The organism is Rhodococcoides fascians A25f (assembly GCF_000760935.2).
In the GTDB taxonomy this organism is placed as follows: domain Bacteria; phylum Actinomycetota; class Actinomycetes; order Mycobacteriales; family Mycobacteriaceae; genus Rhodococcoides.
Map to the genome: position 1 here is coordinate 4,151,865 of NZ_CP049744.1, position 24,077 is coordinate 4,175,941.

The window sequence follows — 24,077 nt, forward strand, 5'->3', positions numbered from 1 at the left end:
CGCCGCCTTTCATGCTCGAGGTGGGCAGCCGCGATGAGTTCGGTGCCCACCCGAGGTCTCACCGAGTATGGACAACATCGAAACGAAGATCATTGCCCGCACCGGTCGCGGCACCGCCAGCGAGAAGGAAAGCGGCGGAGCCGCACACTGGTCGGACATTGCAGCGACACTGCGATCCGGAGAGATGACGAGTTGGCTCAACGTCCGTGGTCGTCGAGGCGGTGTCCACACCCGGCCGGTGTTCGCGGCGTGGGGCGAGACGACATTCTTCTTCGCCACCAAAGCGTCGGCGTCGAAAACTGCGCACCTGCAGAACGACAACGGGGTCTCCCTGGCCATCGACCTCGGCGATGTTCATCTCGTCGTCGACGGTGTTGCCGAGCGCCTCACAACGGCGGACGACATGCACCGTGCCTCCGCAGCCATGCTCGACGTCTTCGGCTGGCCCACAGAGGTTCGAGGCGATGAGCTCGACGCACCGTACGCGGCACCGACGTCCGGTGGGCCGCCCTTCCAGGCCTGGGAGCTGCGTCCCACCCGCGCTTACGCATTTCCGACCCGAGACCAGGTCGAGCCGACCAGGTTCGTGTTCGGAGCGAGTTGACCCTCGATTCGCGGACGTTGAACGATGCACGGCTCGACCCTCACTCTGGGGTGATCGCGTCCCAGAGCTCGCAGTGATGCTCGGCGCGATGATCGACGAGGTGCATGCCTGACCCGGTGACCGGATTGTCGAACTGCATGACCGGGGTTTCGGTACCGGTGGTGACGGGCCAGTAGGCGTCGTCGGCCCCACCGGGAGTACCGGTGTGGGCGAACAAGGCCCAGGCGGCCACCATGTCGTCACCGAGCTCGCGTTGTCCGGGTTCAGTGAGCAGATCTTCGCTGCCGAGATCGAACAGGTACGGCAGGTCGGTGGCGTGCGCCGCACCCTGGGGCACACCCGATGACGCCACCCCGCTCACATCGGGTGCACTCCGGTCAGCGAATTCATAGCTGTACACCGGTGTTCCATCCGCGGCCAATTCGCGGGCACCGCGCGATGTCGTGCAGGCCCACGCCACATCGGTGACCACGGTGGCCCACGCAACGGGAGCCGACTCGTAGTCACCGAGCGGATACGTCGCGCTCACCGCCCCCACATCGGCCTGGAACGAGCTCTGAATCAAGGACTCGTAATTCTCCGCGGTCACTGCGGTCGGGTCGGTAAGCAAGAGTCCGCCGATGAACGAGCGGTGTTCGTCGCGATTGCCGCCGGACAGGACAGGAACCTTCAGCCAATTCCCCTGCTGGACTGCTGCCGACGGTTGCCGCGGAAGCAGTTCGGTCCCGTACGCGATCGGGTTACCGAACAACACGGCTTGCCCCAGTAAGGCATCGACGGGTTGTGCGCGTAGACACCCCAGCAGGTCGGGGTCGGTACACCCGAGCGCAGTGGCAGCCGCAGAACCGTGAGCTTCGCTGTCGGCCAACGAAATCAAAGATGACGACGCAGGCAAACCGGGGAACAGCGTTCCAGCGGGCCACGCGAGGCTGCACGAGCCGGAAGAGAAAATGGCCCTGTCGACGAGACCTACCGAAGCCGGTGATGTCAGCGCGGCGCAGACGGACGTTCCGCCGGCCGATTCACCGAACACAGTGATCGAGTCGGGGTCGCCGCCGAATACCTCGGCGTTGTCGTTGGCCCAACGCAGAGCAGCCAATTGGTCTGCGAGACCGAAGTTTCCGGCCCCGTCGAGTCCGGGCAATCCGAGATAGCCGAGCATCCCGAGCCGATAGTTCGCAGTCACCACGACGACGTCACCCTGATCGGCAAGCCGCTGAGCGTCGTACGGCGCGCCGGCTCCGCTGGTGAAGCCGCCGCCGTGCCACCACACCATCACTGGGCGCGGTGTCGCACTCGCTCGGGCGGGGACGGTGACATTCAGGAACAGGCAATCCTCGTCGGTCGACGAGACGGCCTGCGCAGTCTCTCCCGTTTGTGGACACGGCGACCCCGGTCGGGTGGCATCGAGGACTTCATCGGTGTCGGGAACCGGTTGGGGCAGGGTCCACCGGCGGTCACCGGTCGGCGGCTGCGCATACCGAACACCGAGGAACTGGTGCGTCTCGCCCACGGCGACCCCCTGCAGGGTTCCCGTCGTGGTATCCACCACCAGATCCGACCCGGTCGCCGCATCATTGCCCACCGACGAACAGCCAGTGGCGACCAGCACCATCGCGGCGACGACCGCCAGTGCGCGCCTCACGAAATCGCCCTCGTGGCCGCGTCGATGGTGCTGACCAGTTCGCCAGCAAGCACAACCGGGTCGGCTCCCGCCGCGGTCAAGCCGACCGCGGTATCCAGGATCGCGCGGATGGTCAGCGCCATGAGAGTCACGTCGAACTCACGCATCTGACCGGCCACCTGACCGTCCCGGAGCAGGCCGGCGGTCGCCATCATTTCGGCCGCATGCTCGGGTCGCTCCTCCCGCCGCAGGCTGTCCCCGGTGCGGCTGGTGTAGATCGAGGTGAGGGCCCGAAGGTGACGCGGGTAGCGGGCGTAAAACGCGATGCTCCCCCGAACGAACGACGCCACGCTGTCGCGGGGCGACTGCGCCGACACGGTATCCGGGTGCACTTCCCGGCGACCCAGGTCGTAGATGGCGTCCACAGCTGCTTCGAACAACTCGCGACGTCCCCCGGGAAAGTGGTAGTTCACCACCCCGCGGCTGACACCCGCGCATTCGGCTATCCGCACCAGAGAGGCCTGTTCGGCACCCAGGTCGGCCAGAACATCAATCGCAGCATCGACGAGTTGAGCGCGTCGTGCCGATTGAAGGAACGTGTGGTCCATGAGGCCAATTTAGCATGACTGCTCAAACTCTGACACCTATGTCAGATGTCAGATCTAGATCCCGGAATACGATCAGCTCGTCGACGAAGCCCAATTCGAGCAGGGGGTTCGCCGTCGTAGCGCTGCCGAACATCAGCAGATCACCGCCATCGGCGCTCGAGGCGCTCGATTTCGGTAGGGCCTTCCGGTTGAAGACCGAATCGGCGATGCCGCTGCGATCACATGGCAGCATTTCGTTGAATCGAGCACTGATGGCAGAAGGCTTGGTCGATCGTCAAACCTTCGATGGTGTTATTCAGGAGACGATGCACAGCCCTGTCCCGCAGACATAGCCCGCGCCCGAGCAACGGACCCGTCAACGGAGTCGCGTTCGACAACCCGTCATCGGTCGACTGCATAACGCATCAAGGACGATCCGGACCGAAACGCTCGGCACTCCAGCAAGCGCAGTTTCTGCGACGGGGTGCCGTCGAAGAGTCGTTCGCCATGTCCGCGCGCGTACGGGTACTGGAACAACCTGTACTCGTCGACGAGGTCAGCTGCGATCAGATCCCGACACAATCCGATACTCCCCGTGCAGACGATGTCGGCACCGTCCAGCGCCTTGACCCGCGTGACCTCCTCGATCAGATCTCCCGACAGCACAGTCGAATTCGTCCACCCGGGGTCCTTCATGGTCGAGGACACGACGTACTTCGCGACGCGATTGAGATGTTGAGTCACTCCCGTCGCGTCGTCGGTTTTCGGCCCCCAGAAGTCACGCATACCCTCGAATGTCAACCGCCCCACCAAGAAGCCGTCCGACGCATCGCGTTGCGCGGCCAGCGCCGCGTCGAGTTCGGGGTCGTGCCCTGCTCGGTTGAACCAGTCGTCGGTCGCCTCGATCACGCCGTCGACAGTGATGTTCTGCGTGACAACCAGTGTGCGCATCATCGGAAAGTACCACTGCGTCCACCCACTTCTCGCCCGTTCCAGACACCCCTCGCTCCACCGGCGCGGTGAGTTTTCGAACTTCGTTCGGTCAGAACTCGTAGCAAGGTTCTATATCCACCGATGCGAAGGATTTGGTATGCAGACAATTCATACTCTGCCAGTCTTGTTCGTCGACGATCACAACACCGCTATCGACTGGTACACAAAGCTGTTCGGCCGCACCTTCGACCGACGGCCGATGGACCCCGACGCCGAATGGGACCTCGGCGACGGGCGCGGAGTACAGATCTACCACGACCCCGAACGGGCCGGCGGGCACGATGTCGTCCTGGGAGTACCCGATCTGGACGCCGCACTGCTCGACATCGGCTCTCGCGGCATCGACGCCGAGGCATTCACAGTGCCCTCGGGGCAGTTCAAGCTCGCCGTGATCACCGACCCTGCCGGCAACAACGTGATCCTGTCCCAATCACTGACCGACACAAAGCCCCCGATCGAGCGATTCACCAGCACCCGCACCATCGGCGCGGCGGCGTCGGACATCTTCGCTTTCCTGACCAATCCCGACAATCACCAACATACCGAGCCGACCGATTGGGTTCGCGACGCTATCGACACGTCCCCGATCACCGGCCCGGGCCATACGTTCGCGGTCAACATGTTCCTCGAGGCGGCGGGTGGACACTACGTGATGCACAACCTCGTCACAGCGTTCGAGCGCGACCGCATCATCGCGTGGCTGCCGTGTTCGCAGAGCGGCGACGGCGAACTCGACGCAGGCGGATGGTGGTGGCGCTACGACCTGGCATCTCACGACGACGGAACTCGGGTGACCCTTACCTACGATTGGAGCGACACACCCGCAGCAGTGCGAGAGGAGATCGGCGGGATGCCAGCGGTTCCGATGAGCTTCCTCGACGACTCGCTGGCATCGCTGGACGCCGCGATCCGCACCGGCAAATGAGCGTTTCACTGGCCACTTTGGATCCCATTCTGGGCCGGTGGCGAACATCGGGCACCGTCGTGGATAGACACGGGAATCTCGAAAGTGAAATAGCAGGTACGGATTCCTACACCGCGCTGCCGGGCGGGCAGTGGATTGCGCACGACGTCGACGTCACGATCGGTGTCCACCGCACCCTCGCGCACGAACTGATCGGCGGTTCACACCCCGACGGGGGTTGGCGTATGTATGCATTCGACGAAGCCTCCGAACCCGGGCTCATGCGACTGACGTTGCACGACAACGGCCCTCTTCTATTGGAGGGCAACGGTATTCGCAGTTGGTTCCACTTCCGAGCCGGGACCCGCCACATGACAACTCGATGGGAACAATTCGACGGCGACGGCTGGACGACGTGGATGTCGATGCGATTCGACAGGATCGGTTGAGAGCGAGAGCGACTGACCGCGTCTCGACGATCCGATGATCGGGTACTTCGACTGCTTCGGTGCCCGATGCTCAGCGAGCGGACGCACTCAATTCATGCTCCGAAAGAAAAGGGAGCTACTACGAGGGGCCGGGTCATGCAGTCGAAAGCATCTGCCGCTCGAGAGGTTCGTACGGCAGACGCAGGGGCGGCCTCCGACTGGTTGCGCCGCCGTGCCGTCACCTCAGACAATCTCAGCGCGTGAACTCGAGGGCGTAGGCCAGACCAGGATCAAATGCGCACCCCAACTTTCTGGGGGCCACTCGGACGATTCCAGCGAAGGCGGTTCCCTAGGGAGCGAGATGTGTCAGCTTCGCGTCAACGAGCCATCGCAATTGGTGGGTTCCCGACGCGAAAACAGCGCCTGAACTACACGAACGCACCGAAATCGCGACTGAGGCAGTTCGAGAACTAGGCGGACTCCAGCGCCCCCAGTCGGACTCGAACCGACACTGTGCGAATTTCAAGTCCCTAGAAGTGGATTCACCTGAACTGCGTTGGACTCTATACTTGTTTCTTTGCAACGCTTTTCGTGCATACCCGTCCGGTCCACTCCATGTCCGAACGTACCGACTCGTGACACGCTCGTGACACCGAACTGCCGCCGATCCTTCGGCACCGGACAGTTGTGATCGGAGTCGGACAGTCACGGTATCGGGTGGACGGAGGTCGTCCTGACGATCAACGCTTCGTGCGGACTCGTGACACGAGACTCACTCGTCTCGAGCCCATGTCGCCCTTGAGTCATTAGGAAGGTGCACGACGGGCCCCATCTCATTTGATGTCCGCTGTGTCGAACACCGAGATTCCGACCTCAACTGCATGGTCCATGATCGTGGTCGCGCCTGCGGCGTCCAGGCCGATACCGGAAGCAACAGTTCCGGCGATGCCGCCGAAGTTGCCCGTTCCCAACAACACTGGGTGAAATCGCCGTCTGAGCGTGGACGCGAGTTCGGACGTGGTCATGGCTGTGCCTCTTTCGGGCCGAGGGTCGGCGGTGTCATCGGTGTTGATTCGTGCCGGTCGGCAGGTTCGAAGGCGGCGGCCGTGGCGCGGCTGCGGGACCGACGTCGTGCACGGTTCGCGGGGTCGAGTCGTTCCCGCATGAAATCGGAAGCTTTCGGTCCGGATACGAACTGCGCCTTGCTTTCTGCCAGGGTGCGCCCTGTCCGACGGTCCACGAATACCGGGTCGATGGTCTCCCCTGCCTCGTCCACTAACACCACCGCACGGTCGTCGTGGTCGACGTGCTTGTTACCCCAGGCGTAGAGCGCGACGATGACCGAGGTGAGCTCTCGGGCTCTGGCGGTCGGTACATACTCGAAGCGAGGCGGACGATTGCTGTATGACCGACGTTCCAACAATCCGGCGTCGACCAAGGATTTGAGCCTGCGTGTCAACATGTTCGGTGCGATACCGAGATTGCGCTCGAATTCGTCGAAGCGGCTGAACCCATCGAGTGCATCACGCAGGATCAGCAGTGTCCACCATTCACCGACCTGTTCGAGCGCGCCGGCAATTGGGCAACCCATGCTGTCGAAACTGCTGCTCGGCACGTATCACCTCGGGGGTATGACGAGCAGAGAACTCGTTCCGGTGGCCACGACGTCACCGTTCTTGTCGACTATGGATCCTTCCGCGAAGATGACCCGGGAACCTCGTTTGACCACAGTTCCAGTGGCGATCAACGGCCCACTCGAATCGAAGATTCCTCGAAGGTAGCTGACGTTCAGATCTATCGATGTGTACCCGGTTCCGGCAGGCAGCGTGGTATGCGCCGCGCATGCGATCACCGTATCGAGCAGAGTGCACGCGAGACCACCGTGCACAGTGCCGATCGGGTTGTAGTGCGCCTCGGACGGAGTGCACTCGAATACCACCTTGCCGTCCTCGACCTCGATGGGATCGAACTGCATCAGCACCGCGATCGGTGGTGGCGGCAACTCGCCCGCCGCCAGAGCCCTCATCACCTCGAGGCCACTCATCTGCGATGCCTCTCGCAACACCGATTTCGGAGTAACCCAGGTGAAAGTCTGTGACCGTTGATCCTGTCCGATTGTCATATCCGTCCTTCAGCAGTGATGAAGCGCCGTTGAGTAACTATCAAGATGATAGTCAGTATGGCACCGCGTCCCCCCAAGTGCACAGCGACGTTCAGGACTTCGATACCAAATTTCGACAGTCAGATTTCTTCGGATCCATTGCGATCGAATTTTCGATCACGATGCTTCCACCACTCCAAGGCAGTACTCGCGGAGTGCGCGGCATACGTGCGATCTTCCCCGAAACCGACCATGTGGGTAACAGCCATCGGAGCCAGTACAGCGAGTACAGCATCGCCGTGATCATCGAAATGTCCGGCCGCTTCCAGAGATACGAACCCGTGAACCAGGCTCCACAACTGGGCCGCTATCAGCTCGCCGTCCTCCACATCGATTCGATCGGAGGACGCAAGATCCTGGCATGCACGAGCCAGCACCTCGTATGCATCCGAGAACGGCTTTCGCGTCACGGTCGCAGGCGCCGCCGCCCGGTACGTCCCTCGGGTCGAGAGACCGAACATCATGTCGTACAGATGAGGGTTGCCACGAGCCATTCCCCGGACACACAGGGCCATCGAAAACAGCTGAACCTCGGGTTCGACATTCGAGGCGGCAGCGTCGAGAAGTTCCGCACGAAGCATCGAAAATCCGCGATTGACCACCTCGATCAGCAAATGTTGCAGATCACCGAAGTGGTGGTAGACAGCGATCGTCGAAGCACCGGCCTCCTCGCTGATTCGGCGCACCTTCATCTCACCCGGACCATGAACGCGCAGCACCTCGACAGCTGCTTCGACCAGTCGCTCACGCACGGAACCTCGCTGCAGAGCCGACTTCTCGTCTGGGGACCCGACCATCAAACGATGGTGTCACAGACCGAGGTTCACACAGGCAAGACCATTGCAGTCGCTCGCCGTCGCTGCTATAACTTCGTTATGCACCTGGTATCCGCGGTACCTGCACTTCGCTCCAGAAAGACCCTTGCGTTGGTGACGCTGTGTTTCGCGGTCTTCGTCGTCAACGTCTCCACCACGATCGTCAACATCGCATTGCCCACCCTCGTAGGCGATCTCGGCGCAACAACCCGAGATCTCCTGTGGATCGTCGACGCCTTCAATCTGGCGTTCGCAGCACTGGTGCTCGCTGCCGGATCGCTCAGCGACCGATTCGGACGGCGCCTGTTCCTTCTGGGCGGACTCACGTTGTTCGCGATCGCATCGCTGGGCGGGGCATGGAGCAGCGATCCGGGACAACTCATCACGTGGCGCGCACTGGCCGGCGTCGCGGCAGCGATCGTGTACCCGGTGACGTTGTCGATCCTGACGAACGTGTTCACCGAACGATCCGAGCGGGTTGCAGCCATCGGGATATGGGGCGCAGCGACCGGAGTGTCCGTCGCCGTCGGCCCCGTCGTCGGCGGCGCTCTGATCGAGCACTTCTGGTGGGGATCGATCCTCGTATTCAACGGTGCCGCAGCACTGTTCACACTACTGATGGCCACCCGAACCATTCCTGACTCACGCGATCCGTCCACGCCTCCGCTCGACAAATCAGGACTGATCCTGTCCACGATCGCACTTGGATCACTGGTCCACGCGATCATCGAAGCGCCCGACCGCGGGTGGGGTTCACGAGCGACCACGCTCGCTTTCGCCTTGGCAGCAGTTCTGTTGACCGTCTTCGTCTACCGGGAGTCACGTGCCCGCCACCCCATGCTCGACGTACGACTGTTCAAGAACATGCGATTCACCGCGGCAAGCGGAGCGGTCACCAGCGCCTTCTTCGCCATGTTCGGTTTCATCTTCCTGGTCACCCAGTACTTCCAATCCGTCCGCAGTTTCGGAGCCCTGGAAACAGGCGTGCGCATGCTCCCGGTCGCGGGAGCACTTGCTGCGTTCTCACTCGTCAGCCCTCGCCTGGCCGTATCCATAGGCAGCAAACTCGTCGTAGCAAGTGGACTCGCGTCGTTGACCGCCGCGTTCGTCTGGATCTCGACCATCGACGCAAGCACCGGATACGGGCAGATAGCCGGGCAGATGGTCCTCCTCGGTGCAGGCCTCGGCCTGATCAGTGCGCCCGCAACCGAGGCCATCATGGGAGTGGTGCCAACCGACAAGGCAGGAATGGGATCTGCCGTCAACGACGCCACGCGAGAGCTCGGCGGGACCCTCGGCGTCGCCGTCATCGGCTCGGTTGCGCTGTCGGTGTACCGCGACAGCCTCGAAGGCACGCAACTACCCCCGGTCCTGATGGAGCCCGCCCGGGAATCGGTCGGCGCGGCACTCGCTGCGTCACAGCAAGCCGCCACCGCCTTCGGGGATGCAGGAACGCGCGCCGCACTCGAACTCTCGGACCTGGCCCGAACCGCATTCGTAGACGGATTCACCACCGGCAGCCTCGTGGCAGGGGTGATCACCGCAGTCGCGGCAGTACTGATCCTCATATTTCTGCCGGCGCACCCCAACCAGCAGCCGTCCGACGACGAAACCAGCGAATCCTCGTTGCCGCAGTGACATCTCCCGCCAACCGACGTCAACAACGGCCACAGTCGACTACTCATCGTGATGCTTGCTCATCCGATCGCCGCACGTCCCGTGTCGACTACAGAATCTGGGGAGCCGCGAGAGCCAACGCTTCGAAGTGGCTGTTGATGGCATCGCGATTGTGAGGCGGTGCGCCGATGCTGTAGCGAACCAGGTCGAGTCTCGCCAGACACCTGCCCTGCGATGTTCTGATCATCGGAACGGCAGTTCGAGGGGGTCGTAAACAGGAATCGATCGTGATGTTTCTCGGAACCACGCCGATACCCGTCGGTGTCCCGCGGGTCGTTCCGGGTCCTCGCGCGAACTCCGAGGGAGAGGGTTCAAGGATAGGCTAAGCTAATGTTGTTGGGGGTCGAAGCGGAGGAAGTGGCTGAATTCATGTCGATGACCGAGTCCGCATTTCCCCGAGTGTTCGATGCCGTAACGGTCTCCACGCGGTTCGTGACTCCGTCGATGATCAGGGTTCGTCTCGGCTGCGATGGACTCGCAGGGTTCGAGAGCACGGGGGTACCGGACGAGAGGTTGCGACTGCTCTTCGGTGAAGGTGCGGAACAGGTCGCGCGCAGTTACACCGTTCGTGCTTTCCAGCCCGCCACGAGGCTTCTCGATGTCGACTTCGTAGTACACGCCGGCGGAATCGCAGCCGACTGGGCCCTGAACACCAGGCCCGGAGATCAGCTCCGAATATCCGAGGCCCGCGGCTGGTACCAACCTCCGTCCGACACTGAATGGCAGCTCCTCGTCGCCGACATGACCGGCCTTCCTGCATTGACCCGAGCCGTCGAGCAACTTCCCACCGGGTCGCGCGCCTTCGTCATAGCGTCGGTACCCAATCACGCAGACGAGCAGACCGTCGAGACGCAAGGCGACGTCTCCTACCAGTGGCTCCACACGGACCGGACAGGGCACGAGCGCGGACATCACGCCTCTGCGTTGTCGCTACCCGAAGCGGTGCGATCGTTCGACCTCTTCCCGGAAGCTGGATATGTCTGGGCGGCCACCGAAGCATCCGACGCCCGATCCATCCGCAAGTACTTTCACCGAGAACTGTGCTGGCATCCAACTAGATTCGAGATCAAGGGGTACTGGCGACGCGACAAAGAACGATGGCAGCAGCGTTACATGCAGGTGCAGGATCGCATCGACACCATTCGCGAGCAGGCCGTCGCCGAGGGTAAATCCGGCCACGAACTCACACAGATCGTCGACAACGCCCTCGAACAAGCCGGTCTGTGAACCCGACCTCAACCTCCAAGTAAGGAACCCGCATGACCTCTTCGAGCATCCTCGACCGCCCCGCCGCCGGCGACGGTGTTCTCACCGATGATCTCTCACGCCGCCACTTCGGTGCCGCCGCTGGTTTGTCCATCGCCGCCCTCTTCGGTGCTGGATGCTCCTCCCCGAACGACGACTCCGGCGACAACACACAAAACTTCACTCGCACAATCGAAACGCCAATGGGTCCAGTGGAAATCCCGGCTACCCCGAAGCGAGTGGTAAGCCTGGACGCATACGTCGGATTGCAGACACTCGACGAACTCGGAGCCCCGGTCGTCGCGACAGGAACACTGGGCGGTGGCCTGCGCACACTCGTCAGCATCGCATCGCAGGAGCTAGTTTCCATCGGCGTCACCGCACTCGGCGACATGCAATTGGAAGCGATCGCACTGGCTGCACCGGACCTGATCGTCGGCCGCCAGCCGATCGGCGAGGAATACTACAGCGAACTGACCAGCATCGCCCCCACCGTGCTCATCCCTTTCGGCTATTGGCGAGACCAATACATCGATGTCGCCGACTCCGTCGGTCTCGGTCTGCAGGCCACGCAGAACTTCACCGGCCTCGACGACCGCATCGCCGCCCTCCGATCCGACATCGAGCAGACCTGGCCAAACGGACTCCGCCTATCGGTAGTGCGGGTGTCGGACACATCGGGCGACGTCCGCTCGTACAACACCCTTACCGCGTCGACGACATTCCTGTACGCCGACATTCTCTCCGGGGCAGGGGTCACCCCGACAGCCAACACCGTGCCCGGAGCCGACCCCAGCAAAGTCAACACCGCAGTCAGTGCAGAGAATCTTCCGCTCATCGACGGTGACGTCATCATCTACTACGTCGGCGCCGGTGGCCAAGCAGATGCAGGCACCGCAGTCGAACAGGCGCTCGTCTCGAGCCCATTATGGTCGAGCTTGTCTGCCGTAAAAGCCAACCAGGCATACAAAGTCGACTCGGCACCCTGGTTCGACGGCTACAACCTGACCGGTGCCAACGCCGTCATCGACGATCTCCGACGAATCCTCCTATGAGAAGCCCCAACTCAGCAGACAATGCCTGACTGGCCTCGCGGTTCGGAAGGCCCAGCCATCCAGGAGTCGGTCATCCGGACTCCATGTGCTCGATCGGTCCGCATCATCGATAACCACACGGTAGATCCGGGCAATTCGAGCCTCAGTTTCCGCACCGTCATCAAATCCTGGAGGCGAGTACGCACGACCAACTAGAGGAGACTGCCGATACGACGGATAATGTCACGTAGACGTCTGCATATTGTGTGCTGCAGCAGTTTTCGTTGTTTGGTTGCGTTGGCCCAGTTACATTCTCTTCGACGTCGGAAGCATGGATCGTCCGGTAGCCGAGTGACTCGAAGCCGGCTGGAGCGAGCTATGCGTCGAGTACCGTGAACTCGCGAACGTCGGCGGCGATGATCGCGGCGGTCTGCTCGGGGTCCGGACCGGATCCGCGAAAGTCGTGCATCTGCTGCTCGGTCGTCCAGCGTTCGTACACGTTGATTCGAGCTGGTTCGACGAGGTCCGCCCCGAGTGCGAAGTCGATGCACCCGGGGGCGGCGCGAGCGAGGCGGACCACCTCGGCGCAGTCGTCGAGAAAGTGCTGGCGGTCGGTCGGGTTCACGGTGAGGTATCCGGCAACGATGATCATGTGGATACGGACAATGTCCACGCCGATAAGTCACCGCCGGATCGCGGCCTGCACAGCCGTGTCCGCAGGGCTGTGCGACTGGTCTCGGTAAGCACAGGTCAAATGTTCACCGATACAGACGAAATCGCCGCGGACGGGTTGCTCAGGTCAGGAGCACAGCGACCTGGGCCTCGATCTCGGCTACCACGTCCTCGATCGACTTGTCGACGTTGATCGTCGCGGCCATGGCGACGAACATGATGGCGGACACGACGTGGGCTGTCAGAGCCGCCCGTTGTGGGTCGACGGTGCCGCCGCGCGTCAGGATCGAGGCTATCTCGCCCTCCGTCTCCGCGATCAGCCCCAGAGCGACAGCGTGATGCGGCTCCTCCGGATCACCGAACACGATCTCGCGCAAATATGTTCGCCCGTTGTCGACCTGCTTCCGATTGCACTCGACGACGGGCCGCACGATAGCCATCACAGCATCGAGCGTGTCCTCGATGGCTGGCACCGCCGCCCGGCCTCGCTCGAGAGCTTCACCGTAGGTCGAGTTCTGCACGAGCAGCAGTAGTTCGCCCTTCGTCTTCGCATACAGGAACAACGTCCCGGTTCCGATGTCCGCCTTCTCGGCGATCTGCTGCGTGGTCACCTCGTCGACCCCGCGCTCGAGAAACAGTTCGCTCGCCGCCGCCGTGATGCGGGCGAGCTTGTCCTGCTTGTTTCGCTCTCGTCGGCTCACGGGCTCGCGGTGGGGACTGGACATCGTCGACCTTTCGGGAATATTTATGATTACACTCAGTTATGAGTATAGTCAGTATTGTTGCGCACTCACTCACGCACACAGCATGCCAACACTCTCCAACTCAGTCGTATTCGTGACCGGCGCGAACGGCGGAATCGGACCAGGAAGTCGATCATGAAAGCGTTCGTTCTCACCAAGTACAAGCAACCCCTCGAATTGCGCGACGTCGCAGAGCCGACCATCGGCGAGAAGGAAGTCCGCGTCCGCGTCGAGGCCGTCGGACTGAACCAACTCGACGAGAAGATCCGTCTGGGCGAGTTCAAACAGATCCTGCCGTATTCGCTTCCGCGCACACTCGGATACGACGTCGCCGGCACCGTCCTGAAGGTCGGAGCGAAAGTGCGCAGTGTCGCCGCGGGCGACGAGATCTATTCGCGGGTCGGCACCGACCACGTCGGCACGCTGGCCGAACGAGTCGCCATCGCGGAAACGGACATCTCGCTGCGCCCCACGACGGTGACCACCGCCGAAGCCGGCTCACTCCCACTCGTCGCTCTCACCGCCTGGCAGGCTCTCGTCGAGAACGGCAACGTTCAACCAGGCCAGAAAGTCCTCGTCCACGCCGGCTCCGGCGGAGTCGGCACCATCGCGATTCAGCTGGCCAAGCACCTCGGGGCGACCGTTGCCACGACCGCCAGCGCGTCGAACGCCGACTTCCTGCGCGACCTCGGCGCAGACCTCGTGATCGACTACCGCACCCAGGATTTCGAAACCCAGATCTCCGGATACGACCTCGTCATCGACAGTCTCAGCGGTGACAACCTCGAGAAGTCCCTACGCGTCCTGAAGCCCGGCGGCAAGGCCATCGGCATCACCGGCCCTCCCGATCCCGATTTCGCCCGCAACGCCGGCCTCAATCCCGTTCTACGACTGGCCATCACAGCGTTGAGCCGGAAGATCCGCAGACAGGCCCGGAAGCTGGGCGTGGACTACCAATTCATGTTCATGCACTCCGACGGCGAACAGCTCCGCCGTATCGCAGCACTGGTCGACGACGGCACCATCCGCCCCGTCGTCGGAGCCACCTACCCCTTCGAGGAGACGCAGGAGGCCCTGCAGTCACTCGGCCGGGGCGGCGTCCGCGGCAAAACCGTCGTCACCCTCCCCCACAACCAGAAAGCCAACGACCAATGAGCAACGACAACACCTCGATCATCAGGTCCTACGCGCACGCTCCTGTCCGTTCGGTCACCGCCGGCGGCACCACCTACTCGTACCGAGAACTCGGACCGACGGGCGGCATCCCCGTCGTGTTCTTCGTCCATCTCGCCGCAAACCTCGACAACTGGGATCCGCGCATCGTCGATCCCATCGCTCAGGATCGACACGTCATAGCCTTCGACAACACCGGCGTCGGTGCATCCTCCGGCAGGGTCCCCAGCACCATCGAGGAGGCCGCCGACGACGCCTACACCTTCATACGTGCACTCGGATTCGACACCGTCGACATCTTCTCCTTCTCACTCGGCGGAATGATCGCCCAGGACCTCACCGTCAAGCACCCCGAACTCGTCCGCAAACTCGTCCTCACCGGAACCGGACCCCGTGGTGGACAGCACATCGACAAGGTCGCCGGCGTCACCTATTGGGACATCCTGCGCGCAACACTGTCCCGTTCGGACCCGAAAGAATTTCTCTTCTTCAACCGCAACGCAACCGGCAAGCGCGCGGGCAAGGCTTTCGTCGAACGCTTGAAAGAGCGCACCCACAACCGCGACAAGGACGTCAGCATCTCGGCGTTTCGCACGCAACTGTCCGCGATCAAGAAATACGGTCGGTCGGCACCGTCCGATCTGTCCAAGATCACCCAACCGACGTTGATTGCCAACGGAGACAACGACCGTATGGTGCCCAGCGTCCTGTCCGAAGACATGCACCGACGCATCGCCGGCAGCGAACTCGTCATCTACCCAGACTCCGGACACGGCGGCATCTTTCAGTTCCACGAGCAGTTCGCACCCCGTGTGGTCGAATTCCTCAATCGCTGACCGTTTCTCACGCACCGAAGTCTTGCCGCGTCACCATCCCGTCCCTCCGCACTGCACAGAAAGTCCTGCCTGAATCCAGTATCGAAGGTGCGAGAAGGCTTGGTTCGAGGTTGCGGTCTGCGTTGCACACAGTGAAGTGGAAGGTGTCTGCGTTCGTCTCGCTCGCAGAGCCCAACGCGGCATGCCCTGACTCGCCAGTGCACGTGCGCGCCGTGCAGACCGGTCGCACCTCTCACGCGTCTTGTTGACCCTGTCGCCGTCGGTCCATGTCCTCCACGATGAACACGACATCGAAAGTCTGGGTGAGCGAAGACGACGGGAGATCGAGGTGCTGATGGCGCTGCGATGGGTGCGGGCGATGATCCCGGTGTCGCGCTCCCGCGAGCCGGCGCTCGTCTTGGATTCGATCGACGCGACATTTCGGGTTCTGCCGGGCGACCTCGACATGCTGATGCACACGACGAATGGGCGGTACCTGTCGATTCTCGACGCCGCCCGCATCTCGTACCTGACGCGGACGGATCTGTGGCGGTGGTGTGGCATCAAGATGACCAGTAAGCCGCGCTGCACGTAGATATCCAGTCGATACCGGATGCGCCGATACCGTCTCCAATCCCACTAAGCAACAATTGAATTCATGGACACGGCAGTGTCCCGCGAGCTCTGCATGCCGCCTGCTGCAGTTCCGCACCCTCAGCCGGTAGACGCGCGTACGCTCACACGATGTCGGGTAACGAACACGATCAAGGGCCACGAGCAGGACCACCTGAAATTGCCGAGGCGGTCTCGGTCCTGCTGATCGCCGACCCCGGCAAACCCACTGCTCTCGCTCACAAGCTCGCAAAAAACCTACCGGAACGCCTGCGACACCGAGACCGCAACGAGCGCCGATGGACTGTGTCCGTGCGCAGCGAGCCGTACCTCTCCGATGAGCAGGCCAACTTCGCAGACGCCATCGACGCAGTCGAACCGTCTTCGGAGAACGACGATGTCGTCGTCTACCTCACTGATCTACCGCGGCGTGAGGACACCGTGCCGGTGGTCGCCGACGTCAGCGCCGCACATCTGTTCGCGCTCGTCTCCATCGCCGCCGTCGGCGGGATTCGCATCGAGGACCGGGTGCGTGCCGTCGCCGAACTCGCGATCGCGTTCGTCCTCGGTGAACCGACACTCGCGCCGGCCGGTGCGCAGCGGCGGTTTCCCTCCCAGCAGATCGACAGCGGTACGCGATATTTCGCTCCCCGGGGTCTGCGACGGCTGCGGTTGCTGTCGGGGATGGTGCGTGCGAACCGGCCGTGGCGACTGGTCACCGGGCTGTCGAAAGTTCTCGTCGGCGCATTCGCCACCGGTGCGTTCGCCTTGGCGACGAACACGATCTGGCTGTTCGCCGACACGATGGGTCCGTGGCGCATGAGCGCAGCAACGTTGCTGTCGATCACGGCCATGGTTCTGTGGCTGGTCCTCGATCACCAGTTGTGGGAGCGGCCGACGTCGCCGGACGCGCGCGAGCGGTCCGTGCTGTACAACACCGCCACCGTCGTCACCCTGGTCATCGGTGTCCTCGTTCTGCACGTCGCCTTGTTCGGGTTGCTTCTGCTCACCGCATCCATTGCGTTGCCCCCTCCGCTGCTGTCCAGCACGCTCGGACATGCGGTCAGCTTCTCCGACTACCTCACGCTCGCCTGGCTGCTGGCATCGATCGCCACCATCGGCGGTGCACTCGGTTCAGGACTCGAGGACGACACCGCCGTCACCGACGCCGCCTACGGGATCCGGCAACGACAGCGCATCGATCAGACACAGAATCGCTCTCGAAAGGCGTAAGGACAGTCCAATCGGCGACTACAGCTGACGACCACGACGATCCGCACACACGATTCACGGTCCGCCCGACCCACCAGCGCTCGCGAGCGCGACACCGGTAGAGCCCCGGTGGACGGATGAACCGTTGCGCGCCACGTCCGCCAGATTCACGGTACTCGAGTGTCCGGCTATGCGAATGCACGAACTCGGCAATTGTCGAATGTGCGCGTGCGTTGTTATCGGTCGCTGCCTCAGAGCTTCTCGGCCAAGACGTCGAGGTAGCTGATTTCTGTTGGCACAGCGAGAAGTTCGTCGGTGCGTTCGCCGAGCGCCGTGCCGACTGGCCCACCGAGGTGCGTCTCACGGGCGCCCTGATCGGGGAACGCGTCGATGATGCCGAACGTCGAAGGACCGAACCGTACCGCCAACCACGGCCTCGTGCCAGGCTCCCGTTCGACGAGGGGCAGCGCTGATCGGAGGAATCCTCGACTGCGTCTTCCTTGCCGGGCTTGGCTTCGAGTTGTACCAGCGGCGCTTTGGTAACCATGTCGGATCTCCCGTTGAGGGGGTGGACGTGATCGAGCATCTAACCGATCACCGGCAAAGGAATGGCCGCCCGGCGAGTACGGACATGCAATCTCGTTTTGCCCCTGGTAATTTCGGAGCCGGGAGCGCACACTTCATGGTGTAGGTAATGGACACACCTGGAATGCGTATCCGCTGTCGCCAGACTGTGACGCGAAAAATGGTGTTGTGCCAACGATTTGGGTTCTCAACATTTGTACACTGTCGCGTCAGGCGCAGCCGTACGATTCATTCGATCGATCACATGCACGCGCCTGTGTTCGCCGGGCCGGAACCGACCGGGCATGCGGTGCCAGGCCGGTATCGACGAAAGCGAGTGCGCAACGCTGCAGTACTGGCATGAGCGCAACGTGGTATTCGCATGAGGCCGGTGCGCAGACGAGGGGTAGGCACACTCGCCCGAATGTCGCACCGGTGTCGTTGGCTCAGGGGTCGACGATCTACTCGTGCTGCAGGCCGAACTCCTTCGATACCTGTTGCTGTGCAACATTATCCAGAAATATCGGTCGGCCCCCGAAGGAGTGACCGATCGGCCGGACGCAGATCGGCGCACCCAACGCGACGCACGAGCCGCGAGACGTCAAACTCAAACCAAAAGAAGGAGATCGAAATGTCTGCCCTCACCCTCGCAGCTGCCCGCACGATCATCGCCGCAGCTGAGAAGAAGGCCGACGAGATCGGCCAGCCCATGAACATCGCGGTCGTCGATGCCGGCGGCAACCTCATCTGCCACGTCCGCCAAGACGGTGCCTGGATCGGAAGCATCGATATTTCGATCAGTAAAGCCTGGACATCGAGGGCATTCGACATCCAGACCAAGGAGCTCGGAGACAATTCGCAGCCGACGCAACAGTTCTTCGGCATCTACACCACCAACGGAGGCAAAGTCGCCATCTTCGCTGGCGGCGTCCCGCTCGAACACGACGGCGTCGTCATCGGAGGACTCGGAGTCAGCGGCGGATCCGGCGAGCAGGACCAGGCTGTCGCCGAAGCAGGTCTCGTCGCGATCTAGACCCACCACTACGCGCCCGGTGCGTATGACGGTACGACTAGACCCACAGCACAGTTCACGAACGTTCGCGCGTCGGCGCGGACGCGTCGAAGTTCGGTGTAAAGCCCTTAGCAACAGTGCGCGACTGGACGTCTCGGTTGTGGGTTCAGTTGGCGGACGGGTGAGCACTTCTCCCACTGCACAGGGGTGCCCTTGCCTCAATCATCATCCTCCGCCTAGACACCACGAAGGTCAACATCCACGGCGGAGCTATTGCCTTGGGCCACCCGGTCGGAACGTCCGGTGCCCGGCTCGCGCTCTCGCTTGCGCATTCGATGAAGCGGCGTGGTGGAGGTGTGGGCGCAGCGGCTCTTTGCGGCGGCGGCCAGGGGAACGCGTTGATTCTGCGCAGCGGCAACGCCGCTCGTGATTGACCGGGGCAGACCAGCTCACACCACCCTCGACACCGAGCGATCCACCGTCACGGATATCGACGAACAAGGCCCCGCTGCACGGTGTCCGCGTCATCGGGCTCGAAAGCTTCATCGCCGCCCCGTTCGCGAGCAGGTTGGTCGCCGACGTCGGTGCCGAGGTCATCAGAATCGCCGAGTCGCGGCGTTCGAGGGCATCGTCGGCATGTAGCGATCCGAATGTGAACGAATTGAAGGGCTGGCAAGTCCACGCACGTCGACTCACAACCATCTGGATGCTCACGCGGCAATTGTGACAACGTTGTGACACCGAGAACGAACGCCACAGAGCTCTAAGCCCCTGAACTGCGGAAACGAAATTATTGGCCTGCGGGAATGTCGATTACCGCGGATCTCAAATCCGCTGTCTCGGTTGTCCAATCAAATACGTGGTAGACCGCCGAAGACCACGCTACCACCCGAAAAGCGCTGTCCTGGTCCAGAAATCTGGATCCATATGGACTCTGGTGCCCCCAGTCGGACTCGAACCAACACTGTGCGGATTTTAAGTCCCTAGAAGTGGATTCACCTGAACCAGACTGGACTCGATATTTGTTTATTTGCAACGCTTTTCGTGCATTGTCGTCCGGACGAGTCCATCGTCGATCGTACCGACTTGTGACACTCTCGTGACACCGAACTGCCGCCGGTTCTCCGACACCGGACAGTCCTGATCGGTGTCGGACAGCCACGGTATCGGGTGGACGGACAGCGTCCTGGCGCACCGACGCTACATGAGGACTCGTAAAACGAGACGTATTCGTCGCGAACCAATATCACCTTCGAGTCAGTCGAAACGTGCAACGGCGAACCCCACTGCATTGGCCCTACGGCTTGTCGGACAAATACTGCTTCAGGCGAGGTGTTAGCCATCCGGCAATGATGTTGACGGAAGCGAATAATCGCCGACTTGCCAACAACAGGCGCGATGCCGCCGACGACATCGCGCGGAAACGGCAGTTATCACACCGTCAATGTCGGTTGACTGAATCACTGTCCGCACTGTCGGCCGGCGTGAGCACCTGGTCGACGGCGTACCGACCGCGATGCGGTCCCCGCCTGGGCCAATCAGTTCGACGCGAGTCGATCCGAGGTCAGCGGGTCCGCCTTGGTGCCCTCGCGCAGGCGCGCGATCTCGGCCCGTGAATGAACGACTCTGTCACTGTCGAGACCTTTGCTGACCGCGAGATCCGCACAGAGATCGAGTGCGGCGCGAACGAGGTGACGTCGCTTCTTCTTATCTGCTCGATCGGTGCCTGCTTTCACGTACTGACGCTGTTGCCGCCAGCCTCCCGCTGCTGTCACTTCGTCATCGGTGAGAACTCCTGCGTCGACTTCCGGACCGAGAACATCGCGCACGAAGTGCGCCTCCCGCGGATGGGCCCAGACGAAAGCGATCCACAACGCAGTGACAGCGAAGAGGAAATCTCCCACCATGAGCACAACGACGACGACAGCAGTGCCGCCGGCGAGCGCCGTCATCGAATCCCACACAGCGTGAACGACGATCGGAGCAACGATCAGAGCTATGCCGCGCCCGATTCGCCTCGGTTGAGCTGGACTGCCCAGTAGATAGATGACCCCTGCACAGAACAATGCAGTGAACAGCGGGTGCGAGACGATGTCCGAGAAGGTGCGAGTTGCGATGGACCCGACGAGGCCGTCGGTTTGATGCGAGCCGAATCCCTGTGTCGCGCCCGAGATCGAGTACAACAGATCCTCGCTGGTCTGAAATCCCAGGCCGATGAATGCACCGAGCAGCAGACCATCGGTCGGTGTGCGAACCAACCTCGGCGCGAGCGCGATCAGGACGACGATCCCGACGCCCTTGGCGGTTTCCTCGACGAGCGGTGCCGACAGTCCGGCATGCCAGTCCTGCGCCCATACCTGACCGAACCACTTGGCATACAACGAGCCGAGCGCGTCGTTGGCCTGTACCGCGATGGCGAACGTTGCTGCTGTTGCGCCCCAAACGAATCCGGTGAGCGCAAGCTTGACGGGTTGGCGTTCGTACCGGTCGACGTGACGGAACCACCAACCCCAGATCACCGCGCTGATCACACCGATGATGTTGGCGATGAGCAGCGCACGTCCGAAGTATCCGGAGAGCGGCGAGAGCATCTGCCATGCCTTGACGACACCCGTTCCGCACAGCCACACAAACATCCAGAACACGATGTTGCGTGGCTGGAAGAGATCGAACCTTTCGCCCCACGCGGTCTTCTCCAGTGCCGCCGCACGTACATCGACGAGGTCGGTGCTCATCACGCCTGCCCTTCGGTGGTTGCGATGCTGGACAGCATGTCCTGCAATTCTTGACTCCGATTGGCGATCTGGTCGGGCGGACCCACGATCTGTACTCGTATTCCGGTGCCGTCGACGACGAAGGTGGTGACCGACCCGGCAGAGGTCGGAGTGTTGAAATCGACCTGTACACCTGTGAGCCCACCGTCGGTGACGACGTTGCGCCGCGCCCCCGAGATCGCAAGGAACGAGCTGCCGGTTTCGCCTGCGCTGACCGCGTCGATCTGCGTCAATAGTTCGTCCGGCGTTCCGTCGAACGAGTCGGCTACGACCGAGAAATTCACGCTGCTGCGGGTCAATCCGACTGACGGGAACGAAGTCGGGTCGGCACCGCGCTCACCGACTCGGAAGCCCGAATCGATGTTCCAGTCGGCCGCCGGGACGAAAGACAAGGTCTCGGTGACGGAGATTCTGTCTCCTGCAACCGTGGGATTTTCACTCGATACTGCCGAGTCGACGGCCGGGACGATGACGGCCCACACCAGCCACACAGTGAGAATGACCAGTGCGTACGGGAATACGCGCGTGTCGAAGCCCAGGAATCGATGGTCGACGGGCGGGCGGTGCCGATGCGCCCTGTGCTGCCGCGGTTTGTCGTCCGTGTCAACGGTCAAAGTGGACCTTCCTCGTACTGGATGATAGCCATCACTATTTCAGATCATGAACCAGTTTGTGGAGTCATCGACGGTCGAACAAATCCTGGCGGAGTTGATGCCAGGACCATAGTCAAGTAGGCGAATGCTTCAGCACTGTCGAACAATTCGGCCAACGGACAATCTTTCCGTGGGGTGACGAAAGTCGATTTCCAGCGAGATTGCGCGGTCCGTAACAGCTTTGGCATCGTCGTTACCGGCACAACGTCCCGTATTCGCGCCCGTGATCGAGTGATCCCCCGGTTCGATCGCTGAGAATCCGGTTTCGGTCTTTTTATCTGTGCAACGGCGACCCGTCAAGCCACCTCCGAATCTGATCGTCGCAGAGGTACTGCGTCGGGCCTATCAGTTTGCGGCGCAACGAAAACAACGCGTACACCTCCCCCGAAGTGGCTTCGTTCGGCGACCGTTGTCGAACTGTCCCGGCACTGAGGTACGCGTGACGCCATGACCAACGCCAAGAGCTAAGGAGTTCCTGTGACACAATTGCTTGCTGCGAGATGCCCAGGACCAGCAGAACACAACCCTTGGTGAGCTGCACGCATCGAAGCCGCAATCGGGGTCCGTTCAAGTATCCCTGGCTGCGCCCGAAGGTCCCTGGACGGCCGACCCCGTGGTTCGACTACCCGACGATCCCCGTTCGCTGTTCATCGTCATCGCCTCCACGGACGGTGATACGAGCACGCAAGCTTCTCAAGTCTCGGCAACACGCCATCAGGTCGATGCCTTGCCACGGGGATTCGTTCTCGTGTCGTCGGCGAAGCCGATTGCCCGATCGGAGTTCGGCAGCTGCTGTTGAGGCCACGATGCCCGCGGGAATAGGGCGAGTTCCGATGTGGAGGGTTACCAGTGGACGCTAGAAAGCGTTGTTCGACAGGGGAGTTCGATTTGATCCGGTCGCTCGAGCGCCTCCGTTCACGCGGGGGGCGTCGACGCCGAGGTGTGCCACTCACTCTGGGCTCAGCCGTCCGGCCGAGCTGTTGACTGCCGCCCTAAACTGACTGTACATTCGTACAATACGTTCGTACAGGGAAGGAGCAAGTCATGGGCAAGCACACTGCGTCACTAGCCGTCGGAGCAGTCATGATCGTGGGAGGTTTAGTGCTGTTCTTCGCTTTCCGTGACGTAGAGACACCCATCGTTGGGCTTCGTCAGGCCGGTGTCGTGATCGCGGCGCTCGGCGCAATCGAGGTCGCCGTGACCGGTTGGTCGCGGCTCGGATCCAGACGACGACAGCACGGCAGATGAAGGAAGCTCGACTTCTCGACGGTGTGCTGACAGTGCTGGCCGAACAGGGCATCGGAGCCTTGAGCGTTCGTAGTGTCGCCGCCGCGGCGGGAGTGTCGCCCGCGCAGGTGCAGTACTACTACCGGACGAAGAACGAATTGGTGCACGCCGGCTTCGACTATGCAGGAGAGCAGTTCCTTGCGGACGTGGAGGCCGCGGGGCCGGGCACGCTGACGGACTTCGTGAAGCAGTGGCTCCCCCTCGACGATCGGCGCGAACGCCGTGCGCTTGTTTGGCTTGCTTATGCAGCCATCTCGGCTGTCGACCCTCAATTGGCTGCAGCCTCGGCGAAGCTCGACTGCGAGATTCGCCAATGGTTCGTCGGCCAGAAATTCTCCGAACTTCAAGCCGCGCAGATCTTCGCGCTGATCGATGGGCTCACCGTGCAGTGCCTGATGCTGCCTCGATCGGAACGGCACGTGCTCGTCGAGCGGACGCTTGAGCCCTACATAGCTTCCCTCGAATCGAACTCGTGAAGAGATGCCGGT

26 protein-coding genes and 3 pseudogenes are annotated in these 24,077 nt (G+C 62.1%); 16 read left to right on the plus strand and 13 right to left on the minus strand.

Annotation, left to right across the window (positions count from 1 at the left end; all coding sequences use genetic code 11):
* Positions 1-67 precede the first annotated feature (67 nt).
* Positions 68-604, plus strand: a complete 537-nt coding sequence (locus BH93_RS19350; protein ID WP_052065624.1) for a hypothetical protein — start codon at positions 68-70, stop codon at positions 602-604.
* Between the two features lie 40 nt (positions 605-644).
* Here BH93_RS19350 and BH93_RS19355 read toward each other — a convergent pair whose 3' ends face one another.
* Both BH93_RS19355 and BH93_RS19360 read right to left on the minus strand, forming a co-directional pair.
* Entirely contained in the window at positions 645-2,249 is a 1,605-nt protein-coding gene (locus tag BH93_RS19355; protein ID WP_037176273.1) for a carboxylesterase/lipase family protein, read from the minus strand.
* The gene (locus BH93_RS19360) at positions 2,246-2,836 is read right to left on the minus strand and encodes a TetR/AcrR family transcriptional regulator (protein WP_037176271.1); all 591 of its coding nucleotides are present in this window, start codon (positions 2,834-2,836) and stop codon (positions 2,246-2,248) included. The genes BH93_RS19355 and BH93_RS19360 overlap by 4 nt, the downstream gene beginning before the upstream one ends.
* Positions 2,837-3,021: 185 nt before the next feature.
* On the opposite strand from BH93_RS19360, the pseudogene BH93_RS28295 reads away from it, so the two are divergent.
* Positions 3,022-3,111: pseudogene (locus BH93_RS28295) on the plus strand (dihydrofolate reductase family protein); the annotation flags it as partial.
* 106 nt (positions 3,112-3,217) lie between these two features.
* On the opposite strand, the gene BH93_RS19370 reads toward BH93_RS28295, so the two are convergent.
* The gene (locus BH93_RS19370; RefSeq protein ID WP_371832073.1) at positions 3,218-3,769 is read right to left on the minus strand and encodes a dihydrofolate reductase family protein; all 552 of its coding nucleotides are present in this window, start codon (positions 3,767-3,769) and stop codon (positions 3,218-3,220) included.
* A gap of 136 nt (positions 3,770-3,905) precedes the next feature.
* Here BH93_RS19370 and BH93_RS28250 point away from each other — a divergent pair, with 136 nt between their 5' ends.
* Entirely contained in the window at positions 3,906-4,733 is an 828-nt protein-coding gene (locus BH93_RS28250) for a VOC family protein (protein WP_347402317.1), read from the plus strand.
* Positions 4,730-5,161, plus strand: coding sequence for a hypothetical protein (locus BH93_RS19380; RefSeq protein WP_037176266.1), 432 nt, complete (start codon positions 4,730-4,732; stop codon positions 5,159-5,161). The genes BH93_RS28250 and BH93_RS19380 overlap by 4 nt, the downstream gene beginning before the upstream one ends.
* Positions 5,162-5,973: 812 nt before the next feature.
* Here the strand turns inward: BH93_RS19380 and BH93_RS19385 are convergent.
* From BH93_RS19385 to BH93_RS19400, 4 genes are all read right to left on the minus strand, one after another.
* Positions 5,974-6,165, minus strand: a complete 192-nt coding sequence (locus BH93_RS19385) for a hypothetical protein (RefSeq protein WP_037176264.1) — start codon at positions 6,163-6,165, stop codon at positions 5,974-5,976.
* A complete protein-coding gene (locus tag BH93_RS19390; RefSeq protein ID WP_197914428.1) occupies positions 6,162-6,755 on the minus strand; it encodes a winged helix-turn-helix transcriptional regulator in 594 nt (197 codons plus the stop codon). The genes BH93_RS19385 and BH93_RS19390 overlap by 4 nt, the downstream gene beginning before the upstream one ends.
* A 3-nt stretch (positions 6,756-6,758) precedes the next feature.
* Positions 6,759-7,262 carry a PaaI family thioesterase gene (locus BH93_RS19395; RefSeq protein WP_032394893.1) on the minus strand — a complete coding sequence of 168 codons (504 nt, stop codon included), beginning with the start codon at positions 7,260-7,262 and terminating at the stop codon, positions 6,759-6,761.
* 119 nt (positions 7,263-7,381) lie between these two features.
* Positions 7,382-8,098: a TetR/AcrR family transcriptional regulator gene (locus tag BH93_RS19400; RefSeq protein ID WP_080739192.1), complete on the minus strand. Its 717-nt coding sequence runs from the start codon at positions 8,096-8,098 to the stop codon at positions 7,382-7,384.
* Between the two features lie 78 nt (positions 8,099-8,176).
* Between BH93_RS19400 and BH93_RS19405 the strand changes: the two genes are divergently transcribed.
* Entirely contained in the window at positions 8,177-9,754 is a 1,578-nt protein-coding gene (locus BH93_RS19405; protein WP_037176262.1) for an MFS transporter, read from the plus strand.
* A gap of 88 nt (positions 9,755-9,842) precedes the next feature.
* On the opposite strand, the gene BH93_RS19410 is transcribed toward BH93_RS19405, so the two are convergent.
* A complete protein-coding gene (locus tag BH93_RS19410) occupies positions 9,843-9,980 on the minus strand; it encodes a hypothetical protein (RefSeq protein ID WP_155291074.1) in 138 nt (45 codons plus the stop codon).
* 188 nt (positions 9,981-10,168) lie between these two features.
* Between BH93_RS19410 and BH93_RS19415 the strand changes: the two genes are divergently transcribed.
* On the plus strand, positions 10,169-11,020 hold the full coding sequence (locus BH93_RS19415; protein ID WP_037177000.1) for a siderophore-interacting protein: 852 nt from the start codon (positions 10,169-10,171) through the stop codon (positions 11,018-11,020).
* 32 nt (positions 11,021-11,052) lie between these two features.
* Positions 11,053-12,093 (plus strand): ABC transporter substrate-binding protein, encoded by a 1,041-nt coding sequence (locus tag BH93_RS19420; protein WP_052065621.1) that lies wholly within the window; start codon positions 11,053-11,055, stop codon positions 12,091-12,093.
* A gap of 355 nt (positions 12,094-12,448) precedes the next feature.
* Here BH93_RS19420 and BH93_RS19425 read toward each other — a convergent pair whose 3' ends face one another.
* Positions 12,449-12,745 (minus strand): putative quinol monooxygenase, encoded by a 297-nt coding sequence (locus BH93_RS19425; RefSeq protein ID WP_371828363.1) that lies wholly within the window; start codon positions 12,743-12,745, stop codon positions 12,449-12,451.
* Positions 12,746-12,866: 121 nt separating this feature from the next.
* Positions 12,867-13,469 (minus strand): TetR/AcrR family transcriptional regulator, encoded by a 603-nt coding sequence (locus tag BH93_RS19430; RefSeq protein WP_037176260.1) that lies wholly within the window; start codon positions 13,467-13,469, stop codon positions 12,867-12,869.
* A gap of 153 nt (positions 13,470-13,622) precedes the next feature.
* Between BH93_RS19430 and BH93_RS19435 the strand changes: the two genes are divergently transcribed.
* The 4 genes from BH93_RS19435 to BH93_RS19450 all read left to right on the plus strand — a co-directional run bounded on the left by BH93_RS19435 (position 13,623) and on the right by BH93_RS19450 (position 17,320).
* Positions 13,623-14,642 (plus strand): NADP-dependent oxidoreductase, encoded by a 1,020-nt coding sequence (locus BH93_RS19435; protein ID WP_037176259.1) that lies wholly within the window; start codon positions 13,623-13,625, stop codon positions 14,640-14,642.
* The gene (locus BH93_RS19440) at positions 14,639-15,496 is read left to right on the plus strand and encodes an alpha/beta fold hydrolase (RefSeq protein ID WP_032394898.1); all 858 of its coding nucleotides are present in this window, start codon (positions 14,639-14,641) and stop codon (positions 15,494-15,496) included. The genes BH93_RS19435 and BH93_RS19440 overlap by 4 nt, the downstream gene beginning before the upstream one ends.
* A 334-nt stretch (positions 15,497-15,830) precedes the next feature.
* Positions 15,831-16,070 (plus strand): thioesterase family protein, encoded by a 240-nt coding sequence (locus tag BH93_RS19445; protein WP_155291073.1) that lies wholly within the window; start codon positions 15,831-15,833, stop codon positions 16,068-16,070.
* 149 nt (positions 16,071-16,219) lie between these two features.
* A complete protein-coding gene (locus tag BH93_RS19450) occupies positions 16,220-17,320 on the plus strand; it encodes a hypothetical protein (RefSeq protein ID WP_037176255.1) in 1,101 nt (366 codons plus the stop codon).
* A 230-nt stretch (positions 17,321-17,550) separates the two neighbouring features.
* Here BH93_RS19450 and BH93_RS19455 read toward each other — a convergent pair.
* Positions 17,551-17,846, minus strand: a pseudogene (locus BH93_RS19455) (putative quinol monooxygenase).
* 648 nt (positions 17,847-18,494) lie between these two features.
* Here BH93_RS19455 and BH93_RS19460 point away from each other — a divergent pair.
* The 3 genes and pseudogenes from BH93_RS19460 (at position 18,495) to BH93_RS19470 (ending at position 19,602) form a co-directional block, all read left to right on the plus strand.
* A complete protein-coding gene (locus tag BH93_RS19460) occupies positions 18,495-18,896 on the plus strand; it encodes a GlcG/HbpS family heme-binding protein (RefSeq protein ID WP_037176253.1) in 402 nt (133 codons plus the stop codon).
* A gap of 191 nt (positions 18,897-19,087) precedes the next feature.
* Positions 19,088-19,309: pseudogene (locus tag BH93_RS19465) on the plus strand (acetyl-CoA C-acyltransferase); the annotation flags it as partial.
* Positions 19,306-19,602, plus strand: a complete 297-nt coding sequence (locus BH93_RS19470) for a CoA transferase (protein ID WP_037176252.1) — start codon at positions 19,306-19,308, stop codon at positions 19,600-19,602. The pseudogene BH93_RS19465 and the gene BH93_RS19470, both read left to right, overlap by 4 nt.
* Before the next feature lie 811 nt (positions 19,603-20,413).
* On the opposite strand, the gene BH93_RS19475 is transcribed toward BH93_RS19470, so the two are convergent.
* Positions 20,414-21,610 (minus strand): PrsW family intramembrane metalloprotease, encoded by a 1,197-nt coding sequence (locus BH93_RS19475; protein WP_037176250.1) that lies wholly within the window; start codon positions 21,608-21,610, stop codon positions 20,414-20,416.
* The gene (locus BH93_RS19480; RefSeq protein WP_052065618.1) at positions 21,610-22,263 is read right to left on the minus strand and encodes a hypothetical protein; all 654 of its coding nucleotides are present in this window, start codon (positions 22,261-22,263) and stop codon (positions 21,610-21,612) included. The genes BH93_RS19475 and BH93_RS19480 overlap by 1 nt, the downstream gene beginning before the upstream one ends.
* A 1,083-nt stretch (positions 22,264-23,346) precedes the next feature.
* Here BH93_RS19480 and BH93_RS19485 point away from each other — a divergent pair.
* Together BH93_RS19485 and BH93_RS19490 are read left to right on the plus strand one after the other, a co-directional pair.
* A complete protein-coding gene (locus BH93_RS19485) occupies positions 23,347-23,550 on the plus strand; it encodes a DUF5708 family protein (RefSeq protein WP_037176245.1) in 204 nt (67 codons plus the stop codon).
* Positions 23,551-23,582: 32 nt separating this feature from the next.
* Complete coding sequence (locus tag BH93_RS19490; protein ID WP_165712946.1) at positions 23,583-24,065, plus strand: TetR/AcrR family transcriptional regulator; 483 nt, start codon at positions 23,583-23,585, stop codon at positions 24,063-24,065.
* Positions 24,066-24,077 lie beyond the last annotated feature (12 nt).